The following is a 15,686-nucleotide window of genomic DNA, read 5'->3' on the forward strand; positions in this document are numbered from 1 at the left end:
AAATAGTTAGTCATTTCTCTTTAAAAACGTTAATAATCCATCAGTATTCTTAGCATTAAGGACAGTGGATTTTTTAATCCAGCCTTTTTTAGCCGAAGAAACCCCGACCGGCATATGTTCAAGCATGTCAATGCTATGAGCATCGGTATTGATCACAATCGGAACGCCTGCTTCCTGTGCCTTCCGTAAATGAGGCGGAGCCAAATCTAATCGATTCGGGTTAGCATTCAATTCCAGTGCTGTATTCGTTTCGAGCGCTAGTTCAATCAGCATATCAATATCAACATCATAACCAGTTCGTTTGCCGATAATTCTTCCAGTTGGATGGGCGATGATATCAACATGCGGGTTATTTAACGCAGTTTTTAAGCGATCCATAATCGTATCACGAGGCTGGGAAAAACTTGAGTGGATTGAGGCGATAACCAAATCCATCTCTGCCAACAACTCATCGTCATAATCAAGTGTTCCATCAGGAAGTATATCCATTTCAATCCCTGAAAGCACGGTAAAATCATCATATTTTTCATTCAGGTCATGAATGATTTGTTTTTGCTCACGTAAGCGTTCCACGGTCAGACCGTTAGCCACTTTCAAATATTGTGAATGGTCAGTGATGGCCATGTATTTATAACCTTTGGCCCGGCACGCTTCAATCATTTCTTCAATCGAATAAGCCCCATCACTCCACGTGGTATGCATATGCAGATCACCTTGAATATCTTCTACCGAAATAAGTGGTTCATCTGCATCATATTGCTCCACTTCCGTTCCATCTTCACGTAATTCTGGAGGAATAAACGGCAGTCCAAAATGATTATAAAAGAGTTCTTCTGTTTCAAAAGTCAATACTTCACCCGTCTCAGCCACTTCTACTCCATACTCACTGATTTTCTCACCGCGATCTTTAGCCAGTTGGCGCATCCGGACATTGTGATCTTTTGAACCGGTAAAATGATGGAGGGTCGTGATAAATTCCTTATCCTTCACGATTCGGAAATCAACAGATATATCATATTCATAATCAAGTACAACTGACACCTTTGTATCGCCGGCTGCAATCACCTGTTTTATGCCCGATAATGAAAGAAGCTGATCCTTCACCGCTTCGGGATGATCAGTCGAAATAATAAAATCGAGATCTTTAATCGTTTCCCTCATACGACGAATACTGCCGGCTCTTGATGAACGGATGATATATTCCATGTTGGTAATAGCCAATTCAATATCATCCGCAATCGGTCTCATGAAGGCAAGCGGAAGCCGATCAGGCCTTGAACCAGCCTCAGCAATCGCAGACAAAATCTTCTCTTCCGTTTTTTTACCGAAACCGGAAAGTGCCGCGACCTTGCCTTCTTCACAAGCGAGTTTCAGGTCATTCACATCATTGATATGAAGCTCTTTATGCAGCTTGGCAATTTTCTTCCCTCCCAACCCTTGAAGTTGTAAGAGCGGAATCAAACCTTTTGGCACCTGCTCCTGAAGCTCTTCAAGAACAGTCGACTTTCCTTCATTGATATACTCTTCAATGACGGCTGCTGTTCCTTTCCCGATTCCACTTAAAGTGGTAAAATCTTCGATTGCCGTCAAACTCCGATCATCCGTTTCTAAGGCACCTGCCGCCTTGCGGAAAGCTGAAACCTTAAACGGATTCTCTCCTTTTAACTCCATATATATTGCAATTTTTTCTAATAATTTAATGATATCTTTTTTATTTACTGTCATTTTTTTCACCGCCGAAAAAATTAGTAGGGTGTCCCTTATTTTCTTTCTTAAAGATACCTTTCTTGGAGGTAAAGTACAAGCAGTCCGATTCTTACTATACGAATCAACTAGAAAGAAGTTTCATCGTTCTCCATACAAAGGGGCCTCACCCTTTCAAAGTATAGGAATCTAGGACTTTGAGAAAGGTAGATAGGCCCTCGTTTACTGTCATTAAGATTATTTCACAAACCAAAGATCTTTAACTTGTTCGGAAAGGAACGGCGTATGTTTCACTATAGATTCTGCCAGAAAAGAGCCGGTTAATGGTTCCTGAATGGAATCCATTGGCAGCAAGGCAGCTATGTATAATATAATAAACATGATAAGATAGACTTCGACAAATCCTAATATCCCGCCACCCCAGCGATTTAGCTGTTTTAAAATCGGCAGATAGGTAATGAAATTGAGCATCGATCCAAGCATTTGCCAAAGAATTTTGGTAGCGAAGAAAATGATTGCAAAGGCAATAGCGTTGTAATACGCCGTTTCAAGCCCTACTGTCTCGAAAAACATATTAATGGTCGAAGAATCACCTATCGTCGGGAATGGGATCCACAATTTCAAATTGGGAGCAAGATCGCCGTAGAACACATAGGCGACAATGAAAGCTACTATAAATCCAGTCATATGAACAGTTTGTAAAATAAAGCCACGCTTTAAACCGATTAATAAACCGATTAAAAGAATGGCCAAAATTGCTAAATCAAGCATGTACTCAGTCCTTCTCTCTCTTTAATTCCAGTTGAAGCTGGTCTAGTTCATCTTTTAATTTAATATATTCGTGGACGGTATTCACGGCCGTTAATACCGCAAGCTTACTCGTATCCAAATATGGATTTTTCATACTGATTTCTCTCATTTTCTCGTCAACCAGCGAAGCAACCTGGCGCATATGACTCGCGCTTTCTGTACCGACGATTGTATATGGTTGTCCGTATATATCAACTGTTGTTTTATTTCGTTTATCGTCTGACAAAATGATGCCCCCAATCTAAACAATCCTAATTCTATCATATCATGAAGTTTTTCGTCATGAAAGAGAGTACAACGTCATTTCTTGCATAAAATTGCAATAATTTGTCAAACGAAATCGACCTTAGGTTGAGGACTCCCTAAAAAAATAAAATTGAGTTAGGAGTTTACTAATTATGTCTCATGTTGTTTTACTTATCAGTCCTTCACAAATAACGGAAATGAAATCTCATTATTCCTCTTCCTTAGCCGCAAAACTGCCACCAGGAAGTATCTTTTCAGCTAAGCCACCCCTATGTACGGTGACCGCCTATAAATCCGGAAAAGTCCTTTTTCAAGGAAAGAATGCTGAAACAGAAGCGGAAAAGTGGCAGAAAGGTGCCGCTGCTCCAAAGAAAAAAGCAGCCTCTACCGCATCAGTTAATGTCCATCGTTATTCACCGCCTGCCCAGATTGGCACCATGTCTGTTATTGGTTCGGATGAAGTCGGGACAGGAGACTATTTCGGACCCATGACCGTCGTTGCTGTCTATGCAAAAAAAGAGCAGCTGCTTCTATTGAAAGAACTGGGTGTCCAGGATTCTAAAAATCTAAAAGACCCACAGATTATCGAAATTGCCAAACAGATTAAAGATGTAGTGCCATTCAGTCTGCTTACTTGTGATAATCCGAAATATAATACACTTCAGGCAAAGGGGATGTCACAAGGGAAAATGAAGGCCCTCCTTCATAACCAGGCAATAAAGAATCTTATGCAAAAAATCCAGCCAGAACAAGCAGAAGCCGTCCTAATCGACCAATTCGCTCAACCTGATGTATTTTTCAACTACTTGAAAGGCCAAGAACTATTTCAGGCAAACGCCACCTATTTGTGCACCAAAGCGGAAGGTATTCACCTTGGGGTAGCTGCCGCTTCCATCCTGGCACGCTATGCATTCGTAAAACGCTTTGATTTGCTGAGTGAAAAAGCCGGTTTCAAAATCCCTAAAGGTGCCGGCTTTGCTGTCGATGAAGCGGCAGCACGATTGATTCACGAAAAAGGAATCGACTCTTTAAATGAATTTACGAAAACCCACTTTGCCAATACGGAAAAAGCGAAGCGACTATATCAACAGAAATATCATAAATAAGGTAATGGTCTGAGTATTTTTATTTGCTTTACACGTGAATTCGCTCTGTTTACTCGTGAATTCATCCCGTTTACTCGTGAGTTCGCTCTGTTTACTCGTGAATTCATCCCGTTTACTCGTGAGTTCGCTCTGTTTACTCGTGAATTCATCCCGTTTACTCGTGAGTTCGCCCTGTTTACTCGTGAATTCATCCTGTTTACTCGTGAATTCGCTCTGTTTACTCGTGAGTTCGCTCTGTTTACTCGTGAGTTCTGATTATAAAAAGACAGCTTCCCAAAATTCAGGAGGCTGTCTTTTTGAAATTATCCTCGTAGTTCTGCGCCAGCTTTTTCTTTAACAGCCGCAAGTACATTATCATGTGCTTTTGTTATATCCTCGTCCGTTAGTGTGCGTTCCGGATCGAAGTATTTCAGTGAGTAAGCGATGGATTTCTTACCTTGCTCCATTCTTTCACCTTCGTATAAATCGAAGATGCCCACTTCTTTCAGCAGCTTTCCACCGGCTTCTATAATAATGCTTTGAATGTCCCCAGCTTTTGTTGCTTTATCAACAACAAGCGCGATATCGCGTGTGGTCGATGGGTAGCGCGGAATGGTTTCATAGGCAATTGGCGCCACTTCCGCTTCAGCTAATGCTTTTAAGGAAAGTTCAAAAATGTATGTTTCTTTAATATCCAAGTCTTTTTGAACCGTTGGGTGCACCTGTCCGATGAAGCCAATCACTTCACTATTCAACAGTACCTCAGCTGTCCGTCCTGGATGCATATCATTGATTTCCGCTTGGCGATAACTGATTTGATCAGCTAAACCTAGTGTATCGAATAACGCTTCAATCACGCCTTTAGCTACATAGAAATCCACGGGTTTCTTTTCGCCTTGCCATAGGTGGGATTCCCATAGTCCTGTGATAGCCCCAGCAATATGTTCTTTCTCTTCAGGAAGCTCTTGTCCATCCTGCTTAAAGAATACTGAACCGATTTCATATAAGGCAAGTGAATCCAGTTGGCGAGCATTATTGTATTTCACGACTTCTAATAATTGTGGCACGATGCTCAAGCGCAATTGGCTTCGTTCTTCACTCATTGGCATTGCCAAACGAATGGATTCGCGAGTCTCCAATGCGAATTGGGCCGCTTTTTCCTGGCTCGTTAGTGAATAGGTTACTGCTTGGTAAAGGCCTGCTCCTTCAAGGGTACGGCGAGCTTTCCGACGTTTGATTTGATAGTCCGTCAATTGACCTGGAGTTGCTGAACCGATTGGCAACGTTGCGGGAATGTTGTCATACCCATATAAACGTGCCGCTTCTTCAACTAAATCCGCTTCAATCGTAATGTCACCGCGGCGGGTCGGGACTGTGATTGTGAACGTTTCATTGTCAAGCTCTACTCCAAATTGCAGGCGTTTGAAGATCGACTCTACTTCAGATACCGTCATGCCAGTACCAAGAAGTGTGTTGATTTTTTCAAGTGTGATGCTTATTACAGCAGGTTCCATTGTTAATTCGTCAACTTCTGCTGTTCCTTGCAGAATTGTACCGCCTGCATACTGTGCAATTAATTGAGCAGCACGCTCTCCAGCTTCACGTACCCTGGCTGGATCGACTCCTTTTTCAAAACGGGCACTGGCTTCACTGCGTAAACCGTGGTCTTTTGAAGCTTTACGAACAACGGTACCGGCAAAATAAGCACTTTCAATAATTATATTCGTTGTATCATTTTTCACTTCGGAATTAGCTCCGCCCATCACTCCAGCAATTGCAACCGGCTCGTTGCCATTGGTGATTACTAAATGTTCAGGTGTCAAAGTACGTTCCGTTTCATCCAATGTGACCACTTTTTCTGCATCTTTTGCTCTGCGAATGACAATTTCTTTTGAACCAAAACGATCATAATCAAATGCATGTAGCGGTTGACCATATTCAAGCAAAATGTAGTTCGTAATATCGACTACGTTATTATGCGGACGAATACCTGCAGACATAAGGCGAGTCTGCATCCAAAGCGGTGACGGACCGACTTTTACATCTTTGATGATTTTAGCGATGTATAATGGATTATCTGCTTTCGCTTCCACTTTGACACTAATATAATCTGATGCTTTTTCAGATGCTTCTTCATTCTCGATAACCGGCCATTTTACTTCCCGACCAAGAATAGCCCCTACTTCGTAGGCAACACCAAGCATGCTCAAAGCGTCAGAGCGGTTTGGGGTTAAGCCAAGTTCCAGCACTTCATCGCTTAAGCCAAGCTCTTCTAATGCATCTTTACCTACTTCCGCATCATTTGGAAACACGAAGATGCCTGTTGCATAGTCTTTAGACACAAGCTTGGATTCAAAACCCAATTCTTGAAGCGAACAAATCATACCGTGTGATTCTTCTCCGCGAAGTTTTGCTTTCTTAATTTTGAAGTTGCCCGGAAGCACAGCGCCGACAGTAGCCACTGCGACTTTTTGACCTTTATCGACATTCGGTGCACCACAGACGATTTGAACGGGATTTTCTAACCCGATATCGACTAGACATTTATTCAATTTATCGGCATTTGGATGCTGTTCACGTTCAAGTACATGTCCGATGACAACTCCTTTAAGCCCTTCACTTTTCTTTTCTACCCCTTCAACCTCAATACCGCTTTTTGTGATTTTGTCAGCAAGCTCTGTTGCATTGATGCCGGAAAGGTCTACATAATCTTGCAACCATTTATATGATACAAACATGGTAGGTCCTCCTTTTTAAAATAAAATTTATGCTTCGTGATGATGGAATTGTTTTAAGAAACGAACATCATTTGTATAGAAGTGACGGATATCATCCACACCGTATTTCAACATTGCGATTCGTTCCACACCGATTCCAAAAGCGAATCCTGAGTATTTTTTCGAATCGAATCCAGCCATTTCAAGTACGTTCGGGTGAACAATCCCGCCGCCCAGCACTTCAATCCAGCCTGTTTGTTTACAGACGCTGCAGCCTTTTCCACCGCAGATTTTACAAGAAATATCAACTTCAACAGATGGTTCTGTAAATGGGAAGAAACTTGGACGAAGACGGATTTCACGGTCTTGACCAAATACTTTTTTCGCAAACACGTCAAGCGTACCTTTCAGGTCGCTCATGCTGATGTTTTCATCGATGACCAGGCCTTCAATTTGTTGGAATTGATGGGAGTGTGTCGCGTCATCGTTATCACGGCGATATACTTTACCAGGACAAATAATTTTAACAGGGCCTTGGCCTTTATGTTTTTCCATCGTTCTAGCTTGTACCGGTGAAGTGTGTGTACGCATTAGGATTTCTTCTGTGATGTAGAAAGAGTCCTGCATATCACGTGCCGGATGGCTTTTCGGCAGGTTTAATGCCTCAAAATTGTAGTAGTCGCTTTCGACTTCTGGACCTTCTGCAACTGTGTAACCCATACCGATGAATAAATCTTCAATTTCTTCTACAACACGTGTTAATGGGTGAAGATTCCCCTTGTTAACAGGTCGTCCTGGAAGTGTAACATCAATGGTTTCTGTTGCTAGCTTTGCATTGACAGCAGCTGTTTCAAGAGCTTTTTGTTTCTCCTCAATTTTTGAAGCGATTGCTTCACGAACATCATTAGCAAGAGCACCGATTTTCGGCCGTTCCTCCGCTGACAATTTACCCATGCCACGCAATACCTCAGTGATAGGCCCTTTTTTCCCTAAATAAGAAACACGGACTTCATTCAGTTCCTTTAGTTCGGAAGCTGCGGCAACTTTTTGCAACGCTTCTTCCTGCAGTTCTATTAAACGTTCCTGCATCATGTCTTCCTCCTTTATTTTCCTTTTGTAAAAATAAACACAAAAAAACCCCAATCCCAGAAAGGGACGAGGTTTATGTATCGCGGTACCACCCTTATTAGTGCACAAGCAAAAAAACTTCGCACTCACTTCATAAAAATAACGGCTCTTCACCGGAACATTTTTCGGACCCTATGTCTTCCCAATGCCAACTCGAAAGGCGAATTCCCTTAAGCAGCGCCATAAAAATGCTTTCAGTCACGGCATTTTTTCCCTGGTTATGGATATCTTAAGTTACTACTCTTTGTCATCGTTGTTTTCATTATAAAATTCTGTTTTATTATATTATAATTCGTCAGCCGTTTCAAATTGATTTTCGTAAATGGTACATTAAAATCCCAGCCGCAATCCCTACATTAAGAGATTCGCTTTTCCCGTAGATAGGGATATAGAGGTTTTTCGTAGTTTTCTCTAGCAATCCCTTTGCTACTCCCTGTCCTTCATTACCAACAAGCAAAGCAAATCGAGAGGACTTTTCCACTTCTTCAAATGGCGAGGCTCCTTCAAGGGCTGTGCCGTAAACCGGTGTGCCTTTTTGCTTCAATTCATCGATGATTTCAGAAAGGTTTCCTTTGATGACAGGCATATGAAACAGGCTTCCTTGCGTCGAACGGACCACTTTCGGATTATACAGATCTGCACAGCCTTCGCCGAGAATGACAGCATCTATTCCAGCCGCATCTGCCGTCCGAATCATCGTTCCGATATTCCCTGGATCCTGTACCGCATCTATCAACAATAGTTTATCCGGATTAATGGACGCCATACTAATTGATTTCTGCTCACATACAGCTGCAATTCCCTGAGGGGTCTCTGTATCACAAATCGCTTTCATAATATCATTTTTAACATAAATGACTTCTGTGCCTTCTAGTGTAAAATGGGCAGGCATTTCTGTTTCTTCATTAACAATCACTTCAATGACGATTTCTTCTTTTAACGCTTCTTCAACGAGGTGAAAGCCTTCGACTAAATATTTCCCTGTTTTGTCGCGCTCTTTCTTCGTCAATAGCTTTTTCCATTGCTTCACTTGCGGGTTTTTTACGGATTCAATATATTTCAAGGGTAAACGCTCCTTTAACTTTACACTGATTGTCCTATTATAACGCAATTTACATACATATTGCATGCCAGTTTGTGAAATGCTATTAATGTGAGTCATTATGTGTAAGAGGAGGAATAAATGTGAATTTAAACCTAAGGAATGCGATCATTCAAAACGTAACCGGGAATACTCAAGAGCAGCTAGAAGACACGATTGTCGATGCAATTCAGAATGGCGAGGAAAAAATGCTTCCTGGATTGGGCGTATTATTCGAGGTCATTTGGCAAAATTCATCTGAGCAGGAAAAACATGAAATGATTACTGTTCTCGAATCAGGATTAAAAAAATAACAGCCCTCGCAGGCTGTTATTTTTTTGTATTCGCTTACTTCGGCACTACTTTATCAAAGCCTGACTTTAGTTCATCGATAGATACTTCTTCATCGAGCAGCAAGATGAATTTTTTTGCGCTCACTTCTTCAAGCATCGCTTTTGTCTCATCATAAGAGTAGCCGTATTTCGTGAAAAAGCTGCGTAAATCTCCAGATCCTTCATCTGTGAAGTAGTGGAAGATTCTTAAAAAAAGAGTGTCCTCCTTATCCTGATTGGCGATGATCAGGATATCCGTATGTTCATTTCCAAGCTGCACATCATTTTTTATATTAGCTGCTACTGTCATTTGGGGGCCAGTAACGCCTTTAGCTTGTAATTCTTGAATTGCAGCAAGTAGTTCCGGATTAGAGTCAAAAACACCATATACGTTTTTTTCCATGTTTCTCCCCCTCCTTGTTACTCTACTTAGAATAAATTCCTTTGTAATTATACCTTGCGGCTTGATCAATAAACAAGCAAATTGTCTAATGAGAAATCCTAACCAATCATTAAAGGAATCCTTTGCATAAAAGGATTTCCACCCATTCCTTAAAAAAATAACAGCCTTGCGCAGGCTGTTATTTTGCGTCTTATAGATTATCGGTGTTAATTCGATTTTTGATGTATTCATCTTGCATGATATCCTTTTCTTCTTGCTGCACACTTTCAACATTCGGGTTCATAGTCCGATCCAGTGCCCCTTTAGTATCAACAGAAAATGGGTCTACATTGGGGTCGCTCGCTAGTGTTCCATCATAATCCCCAGGCTTTTCCACCTTATATTTTTCGGTGGAGTTCGCCTTTATTTCTCGTTCTTCAGCTCGATTCGTGTTCAGGTATTGATTTTCAAATAAGTTGGCAGAATTCCCATGAAGCTCTTCGCTTTTTCCAGGCTGGGCTTCTACTTCCCTTGTTTGATAAGCATTAGCTGTTGTTTCCGGGAAAAGGTTAGGGTCCGGATTATTCATCATGCCTGTTTTAAGTGGGTTCTCTGCGGTAAGCCTGTCCGCTTTTTGCATGGTGTCGGTAGTTACTACTTCCTCCGGTGATATGGTTTCTGATTCATTCAGGAGAATCAGGAATTTCCCAGCTTGAATTTCGTTTATATAAGCAGTGGCTTCACTATCGGCAAGTCCCATATCTCCTAGCCGGCTCCTCATGTCTCCAGATCCTTCGTTTAAGAAAAAGTGTTTGACCTTTTCAATAAAAGAATCCTTATATGAATTCGTAATGACGTCTACATCCGATTCCTGCTTTTCATTCCCAAAATTCAAATCTTCTTTTTTATCTGCTATTACGGTTATTTCTTCATCACGAACTCCCTTTACTTTGAGAGTTTGTATTTCCTTAATAACTTCCGGATTAGAATCAAAAACACCATATAATGTTATTCCCATGCTTCTTCCTCCTTTGATAATTCCGATTTGAATCTTATGTGTATTTATACCCGGATGGCCCCAAATTAAACAAATGATGACTTACTCCAAAAGCGGTTTTCTAAAATTCCCTCTTGTAAAAAGAATTAGGATAAAAAGAGCCTGCAGTTTAAAAACTGCAGGCTCTTTTTATTACTCTTTTAGAAGCGCTCTTTTCTTCGGTCAGTTGCCTTTTTTTCATGTACGATTGTATCTTCAGTACTATCAAGCTGGATATCTTCTTTTTTGAAGGTATCCTGGACTTGTTCAGTTTCTTGTACAGCATGCTTCTTGATAACAATTTCATCTGTGACAACTGGTATTTTCGATCCTTCCAACTTTTCATCTACAACTGGGATACGCAATGTTTCCCCTTCATTAATACTGCTTGTTTCCAGACTATCTTCACGGCCTCGTCCATTTACTCCATAAACGTCGTCTTTATTTAATGCATCCGTTTTTTCGGTACCGTTATAAAGGGGGTTAGCTGAGTTCGTATCCAGCGTTGTTCCTGACGTTCCAACACCCCTTGCTCCGGTAGTGAATTTGTTTCGTGACGTTCCCAGATGTCCTTCTCCCTCTTCTACAAGAACTAGAACTTTCCCTTGTTCTACATCATAGACATGCTCTGCCGCTTCACTGTTAGAAAGCCCTGCATCTGCTAATCTTGTTGAAAGATCAGCCGTATTATCTGGCATGAAGAAACGTGCTACCTTGTCCATAAAGGATTCGTCGTTTGGAACATTTGTCATCGTATGCACATCAGTTTCTCGTTGATGATTCGTAAAATCTAATGTCTCTTCCTTGTCTGCAACAACCAAAATATCGTCTCCCTCAAAGCCCTTAGCCTTAAGTGCATTAATTGCTTGGATTACTTCTGCATTCGATTCATATACACCATATACTGTTTTATTCATGTTTCATTCCTCCTTAGGTTTTGTTGAGTGGATGTTATATATAAACTCTACCCGCTAGGTCCCTAAGTAAACGAGGATGTAATATTTCATTTTTGATTATATCATTACATTTTTTTCTCAAAACAGAACGGCATTTTACTTGAAACCAAGCCACAACAAAGGCTTACGCATATATTAAAATTTAACGTTTATCCAAATATCACCATCTATAAGCTTTCATTAACTACTTGAAGTCAATCAATATATCCGCTTTCTTCTACTATAAAACAACAGCCTCTAAAAGCAGATCCACAATATGAACCGCTTTCGTACACTCGCTCAAGTTTTCTCTTTCAATTCCCAATTGCATTTGTAGCAAACAACCAGGATTTGCTGTAACAACAATATCTGCCTGTGTCGATTTAGTGTGTTCCATTTTCGAATCGAGAATTTTCATAGACATCTCTGATTCTACAATATTATAAATCCCAGCTGAGCCGCAGCAACGATCGGCATCTTTCATTTCCCTAAAATCAATTCCTTCTATCGATTGAAGGAGAATTCTCGGCGCCTTTGAAGTTTTCATCACATTCCGTAAGTGACAGGAATCTTGATATGTCACTGACTGTGAGGGCAGTTTCAAGCGAACTTTTTCCTGAAAACGTAAATCCACAAGAATTTCGCTGATATCTTTCATTTTGTTTTTAAAAGTAATGGCCCGTTCGTACCACTCCGGCTCATCTTGAAGCAAATGATCATAATCAATAAGGAATGCTCCACAACCGCCGGCATTTGTAATAATATAATCGACTTCGTCCGCTTCAAACGCTTCAATATTACGCTTGGCTAGTTGTTTTGCGCCTTCTTTTTCACCACTATGACCATGCAGGGCTCCGCAACAAGCCTGGGCTTTCGGGATTACGATTTCACATCCAGCCAGCTGCAGAAGTTTTAGTGTAGCCTTGTTTGTATCCAAAAACATTGTATCCATTAAACAGCCGGAAAAGAAGGCTACCTTTTTGACCGGATTTCCTATCGCAGGCAGCTCTGTTGGCCGATTTTTCATTTCGGATTTTTTGGGAACTTTCGGCAGCACTTTTTCCATGTTCGCAAGATTATCCGGAAGGATGCTTAGGACACCAGTTTTACGAGCAATGTACTGAAGACCAGAACGCTGGTAAAAGCCCAGTAAACTTGTCATGTTCTGCATCCGCTCTTGATGAGGAAATAATCCGTTAAAAGCCGCCTTACGCATCGCTTTTACTGGAAGACTGTGTTTTTTATTCTGATGGATGATATCCCTCGCTTCTTCTAGTAGATGTCCATATTTAACACCGGAAGGACAGACTGGCTCACATGCCCTACAGCCGAGGCAAAGGCTTAAAGAACGCTCTACATCTTCATCCGGTTCAATCAAGCCATCCGTCACCGCTTTCATAAGTGCAATACGGCCCCTTGGTGAATGGGATTCCTTTAATCCTGATTCAATATATGTCGGGCAATGGGGTAAGCAAAAGCCGCAACGCATACAATTAAGCAATTCATCCTCATTCATTTTCTCCGCAAATTGGTCGGCAATGATTTCCCTCTCTTGGACTGTCGTCACGATGACACCACCACCCTTTTCCTATTTTCTTTGGCGAATACCTTGCCTGGATTCATGATGTTATTCGGATCGAATGCCTGTTTAATTCCCTTCATCGCGGCAATGCCCTCTTTTTTCAGCTTCCATTCAAGGTAAGGGGCCTTCATGGCTCCAACTCCATGTTCACCGGTAATCGTGCCTCCAAGGTCAATAGCCACAGCAAAAATGTCGGCAAAGGCAAGCTCTACTCTCTCCATTTCGTCATGATCACGGGCATCAGTAATACACGTTGGGTGAAGATTTCCATCCCCAGCATGACCAAATGTACAAATGTTCACATTATGTTTAGTAGCGATTTCATTAATGGCTCTAACCATTTTGGCAATTTCCGAACGTGGTACTGTAGCATCCTCTAAAATTGTCGTAGGTTTCAAACGTGCGAGTGCAGAAAGAGCTGTCCGTCTCGCCGTTTTCAAGGCCACTGCGTCGAGTTCCGTTTCAGCAATTTCAACAGAGACAGCTTTTTCCTCTAGACAGATATCCGCCATTCTTTTCATATCACGTTCTACAACTTCTGGCGGTCCATCCTGTTCGATTAGAAGAACTGCTTCCACATTGGTAGGCAAACCGATTTTCGCGAAATCCTCAACCACTATCAAGGTTGGCCGATCAAGAAATTCAAGGGTGACTGGAATGATTTTATTTGAAATGATTTTAGCCACAGATTGGGCCGCAGCATCCAGGTCTTGATATAAAGCAAGCATGGTCTTTGTCGTTTCCGGAATGGGAATCAGTTTTAAGATCGCTTCCGTTACGATACCAAGTGTGCCTTCTGAGCCAACAAACAGCTTTGTTAAATCATAACCGGCTACATCCTTGGCAAGCTTTCCTCCTGTTCGAATGATGTCCCCATTCGGAAGAACTACTTCAAGCCCGATAACATAATCACGAGTGACCCCGTATTTTAAACCTCGTAATCCACCAGAGTTCTCATTTATATTGCCGCCAATTGTGGAAATCTTCATCGAACTTGGATCGGGCGGATAAAATAAGCCCTTCTTTTCAACCGCAGAAATCAAATCCAATGTGATAAGCCCAGGCTGGACCGTAGCCGTTAAGTTTTCCTTGTCTATTTCAAGCAATGAATTCATCCGATTAAATAAAAGGACAAGGCCCCCTTCAGTCGGGCATGTGCCTCCGCTCAAATTCGTTCCCGAGCCGCGTGGAATGATAGGAACTTTGTGTTCGTTACAAACTTTGACGATTGCGGCCACTTCATTCGTGCACCCTGGTTTAATAACGGCATCCGGCATCGATTGATATCCCGGCGTTGCATCGTATGAATAAACAAGGCATTCCACTTTAGAATCATCGTAATTTTCCGGACCAACAATGCTCAGTAGTTGTTGCTTAACCTGTTTTGCTAACATATACATCCCCCTTATGTAATAAAAATAGTTCACGAATTTTTTATGTAGTTTAAGTATAGAAAAAAGCCAGTCCATCTTCTATGTATGAACATATAGACTTTCTGGCTTTTAATATTATTAATTTGTATGTTTATCTAAAATTTGTACAGCTAGATACATAGTGACTAAATCTGACAGCTTCCTAGGATTTAATTGGGTCAACTCTTCTATACGTTTGAGCCTGTAATGGAGAGTATTAATGTGTATATGCAGGGCTGCAGCGGTTTCTTTCAAAGAAAGATCACAGGAAAAATACATGGACAGCGTTTTAAGTAACTCCTCGTTAAGAAGTAGGTTCTCAATTGTCCGGGTTAAATATTCCTTTCTTGTTTCAGGGGTAACTTCATCGAGCAGGACTTCGAGCTTCAAGTCCTCATCAAATACAATATTCGATGAAGAAAGCGCAATTTTCAAGGACCGTTCTGCTTTAAAAAAGGCTTGTCTAAATGCGGAACCTGGTGAACGTGAACTAACCCCCACGCTCACTTTATATCCGGAACTTTCCTCAAGTTTTTTTTGCAATTGGCTTAATTTCGTTAATTGGTGGGTTTTTGAACCGATAAAATCAGCTAATGAAAGAATGACGAACTGGTTCCTTCCCCAACGAACTACGATGTCCTTTGGGTGCTGCTGCCTTATGTAAATCTGCAGCGTCCTCCACACATGCTGTTCAATGATTTTTTCTGTCTGAAATTCACCAAGAATGATAATTCGGTCAACCATAACATCAATTCCCAGCAGCTTTGCCTTCTGAAGGAAAGACTCATTGAACCTTTGAAGCTGATGCCATTCAAACACAAAGAATTCCATCAGGCGGGACTGCGATTCTTCTTGTTCGATATGGTAGCTTTCCTGAATAAACATCTCCGTCATCTTTTTTAAAAGTTCTGCATATGGAGAAACCTGTTTGGGATCACCGGTAATACCAATTACACAAACGGCTTCCTGATTAAAAAAAATGGGCAGGTTGATTCCCGCCTTTACCCCTTTCCAATGTTGTTCATCTTGTTTATTGATAATCAGTTTCTCACGGTTTTTAAAAGCATGGATGGCTCCTTCATGGTAGGAACCAATACGACTTTTATCCGTGCTGGCGATAATCGTGCCAGCATGATTAATAATGATGATTTCCTCATCAATCAACTTTCGAACCTCATGAACTAATTTTTCTGCCACAGCTGCTAAATGCATAAGTTGCCTCCCTTCGTATAAGAT

At 41.3% G+C, this 15,686-nt stretch carries 14 protein-coding genes and 1 other annotated feature; of the genes, 2 read left to right on the forward strand and 12 right to left on the reverse strand.

Annotated features, from left to right (window positions below):
- Positions 1-6 precede the first annotated feature (6 nt).
- The 3 genes from polX to zapA all read right to left on the reverse strand — a co-directional run bounded on the left by polX (position 7) and on the right by zapA (position 2,740).
- The gene (gene polX / locus JFV29_RS20735; RefSeq protein ID WP_201186121.1) at positions 7-1,725 is read right to left on the reverse strand and encodes a DNA polymerase/3'-5' exonuclease PolX; all 1,719 of its coding nucleotides are present in this window, start codon (positions 1,723-1,725) and stop codon (positions 7-9) included.
- A 216-nt stretch (positions 1,726-1,941) separates the two neighbouring features.
- The gene (locus JFV29_RS20740) at positions 1,942-2,475 is read right to left on the reverse strand and encodes a CvpA family protein (RefSeq protein ID WP_098175815.1); all 534 of its coding nucleotides are present in this window, start codon (positions 2,473-2,475) and stop codon (positions 1,942-1,944) included.
- A gap of 4 nt (positions 2,476-2,479) precedes the next feature.
- Positions 2,480-2,740 (reverse strand): cell division protein ZapA, encoded by a 261-nt coding sequence (gene zapA / locus JFV29_RS20745; RefSeq protein WP_053347231.1) that lies wholly within the window; start codon positions 2,738-2,740, stop codon positions 2,480-2,482.
- A gap of 172 nt (positions 2,741-2,912) precedes the next feature.
- On the opposite strand from zapA, the gene rnhC reads away from it, so the two are divergent.
- Positions 2,913-3,866, forward strand: coding sequence for a ribonuclease HIII (gene rnhC, locus JFV29_RS20750; RefSeq protein ID WP_207205160.1), 954 nt, complete (start codon positions 2,913-2,915; stop codon positions 3,864-3,866).
- Between the two features lie 302 nt (positions 3,867-4,168).
- Here rnhC and pheT read toward each other — a convergent pair whose 3' ends face one another.
- From pheT to JFV29_RS20765, 3 genes are all read right to left on the reverse strand, one after another.
- Positions 4,169-6,583 carry a phenylalanine--tRNA ligase subunit beta gene (gene pheT, locus JFV29_RS20755; protein WP_201186123.1) on the reverse strand — a complete coding sequence of 805 codons (2,415 nt, stop codon included), beginning with the start codon at positions 6,581-6,583 and terminating at the stop codon, positions 4,169-4,171.
- A 27-nt stretch (positions 6,584-6,610) separates the two neighbouring features.
- A complete protein-coding gene (pheS, locus tag JFV29_RS20760; RefSeq protein ID WP_201186125.1) occupies positions 6,611-7,651 on the reverse strand; it encodes a phenylalanine--tRNA ligase subunit alpha in 1,041 nt (346 codons plus the stop codon).
- Positions 7,652-7,710: 59 nt separating this feature from the next.
- Positions 7,711-7,950: a binding site (T-box leader), on the reverse strand.
- 44 nt (positions 7,951-7,994) lie between these two features.
- Positions 7,995-8,753 carry a TrmH family RNA methyltransferase gene (locus JFV29_RS20765; protein WP_056529226.1) on the reverse strand — a complete coding sequence of 253 codons (759 nt, stop codon included), beginning with the start codon at positions 8,751-8,753 and terminating at the stop codon, positions 7,995-7,997.
- Between the two features lie 122 nt (positions 8,754-8,875).
- On the opposite strand from JFV29_RS20765, the gene sspI reads away from it, so the two are divergent.
- Positions 8,876-9,085 (forward strand): small acid-soluble spore protein SspI, encoded by a 210-nt coding sequence (sspI, locus tag JFV29_RS20770; protein WP_053347237.1) that lies wholly within the window; start codon positions 8,876-8,878, stop codon positions 9,083-9,085.
- A 34-nt stretch (positions 9,086-9,119) separates the two neighbouring features.
- On the opposite strand, the gene JFV29_RS20775 is transcribed toward sspI, so the two are convergent.
- The 6 genes from JFV29_RS20775 to JFV29_RS20800 form a co-directional block, all read right to left on the reverse strand.
- The gene (locus JFV29_RS20775) at positions 9,120-9,506 is read right to left on the reverse strand and encodes a general stress protein (RefSeq protein WP_053347238.1); all 387 of its coding nucleotides are present in this window, start codon (positions 9,504-9,506) and stop codon (positions 9,120-9,122) included.
- Positions 9,507-9,696: 190 nt separating this feature from the next.
- Positions 9,697-10,503, reverse strand: a complete 807-nt coding sequence (locus JFV29_RS20780) for a general stress protein (protein ID WP_201186127.1) — start codon at positions 10,501-10,503, stop codon at positions 9,697-9,699.
- Between the two features lie 179 nt (positions 10,504-10,682).
- The gene (locus JFV29_RS20785) at positions 10,683-11,438 is read right to left on the reverse strand and encodes a YsnF/AvaK domain-containing protein (RefSeq protein WP_201186129.1); all 756 of its coding nucleotides are present in this window, start codon (positions 11,436-11,438) and stop codon (positions 10,683-10,685) included.
- Positions 11,439-11,697: 259 nt separating this feature from the next.
- Positions 11,698-13,023 (reverse strand): (Fe-S)-binding protein, encoded by a 1,326-nt coding sequence (locus tag JFV29_RS20790; protein ID WP_201186130.1) that lies wholly within the window; start codon positions 13,021-13,023, stop codon positions 11,698-11,700.
- Complete coding sequence (glcD, locus tag JFV29_RS20795) at positions 13,020-14,432, reverse strand: glycolate oxidase subunit GlcD (protein ID WP_201186131.1); 1,413 nt, start codon at positions 14,430-14,432, stop codon at positions 13,020-13,022. Before glcD ends, JFV29_RS20790 begins: the two co-directional genes overlap by 4 nt.
- A 117-nt stretch (positions 14,433-14,549) precedes the next feature.
- On the reverse strand, positions 14,550-15,662 hold the full coding sequence (locus JFV29_RS20800) for a CdaR family transcriptional regulator (RefSeq protein WP_201186132.1): 1,113 nt from the start codon (positions 15,660-15,662) through the stop codon (positions 14,550-14,552).
- Positions 15,663-15,686: the final 24 nt, after the last annotated feature.

The sequence above is a fragment of the Peribacillus sp. TH16 genome (genome assembly GCF_016651095.1).
GTDB lineage: Bacteria > Bacillota > Bacilli > Bacillales > DSM-1321 > Peribacillus > Peribacillus butanolivorans.

Coding starts and splice junctions, on each gene's coding strand:
- polX (WP_201186121.1), bottom strand. CDS start 1,725: ATGACAGTAAATAAAAAAGATATCATTAAATTATTAGAAAAAATTGCA.
- JFV29_RS20740 (WP_098175815.1), bottom strand. CDS start 2,475: ATGCTTGATTTAGCAATTTTGGCCATTCTTTTAATCGGTTTATTAATC.
- rnhC (WP_207205160.1), top strand. CDS start 2,913: ATGTCTCATGTTGTTTTACTTATCAGTCCTTCACAAATAACGGAAATG.
- pheT (WP_201186123.1), bottom strand. CDS start 6,583: ATGTTTGTATCATATAAATGGTTGCAAGATTATGTAGACCTTTCCGGC.
- pheS (WP_201186125.1), bottom strand. CDS start 7,651: ATGCAGGAACGTTTAATAGAACTGCAGGAAGAAGCGTTGCAAAAAGTT.
- JFV29_RS20775 (WP_053347238.1), bottom strand. CDS start 9,506: ATGGAAAAAAACGTATATGGTGTTTTTGACTCTAATCCGGAACTACTT.
- JFV29_RS20780 (WP_201186127.1), bottom strand. CDS start 10,503: ATGGGAATAACATTATATGGTGTTTTTGATTCTAATCCGGAAGTTATT.
- JFV29_RS20785 (WP_201186129.1), bottom strand. CDS start 11,438: ATGAATAAAACAGTATATGGTGTATATGAATCGAATGCAGAAGTAATC.
- glcD (WP_201186131.1), bottom strand. CDS start 14,432: ATGTTAGCAAAACAGGTTAAGCAACAACTACTGAGCATTGTTGGTCCG.
- JFV29_RS20800 (WP_201186132.1), bottom strand. CDS start 15,662: ATGCATTTAGCAGCTGTGGCAGAAAAATTAGTTCATGAGGTTCGAAAG.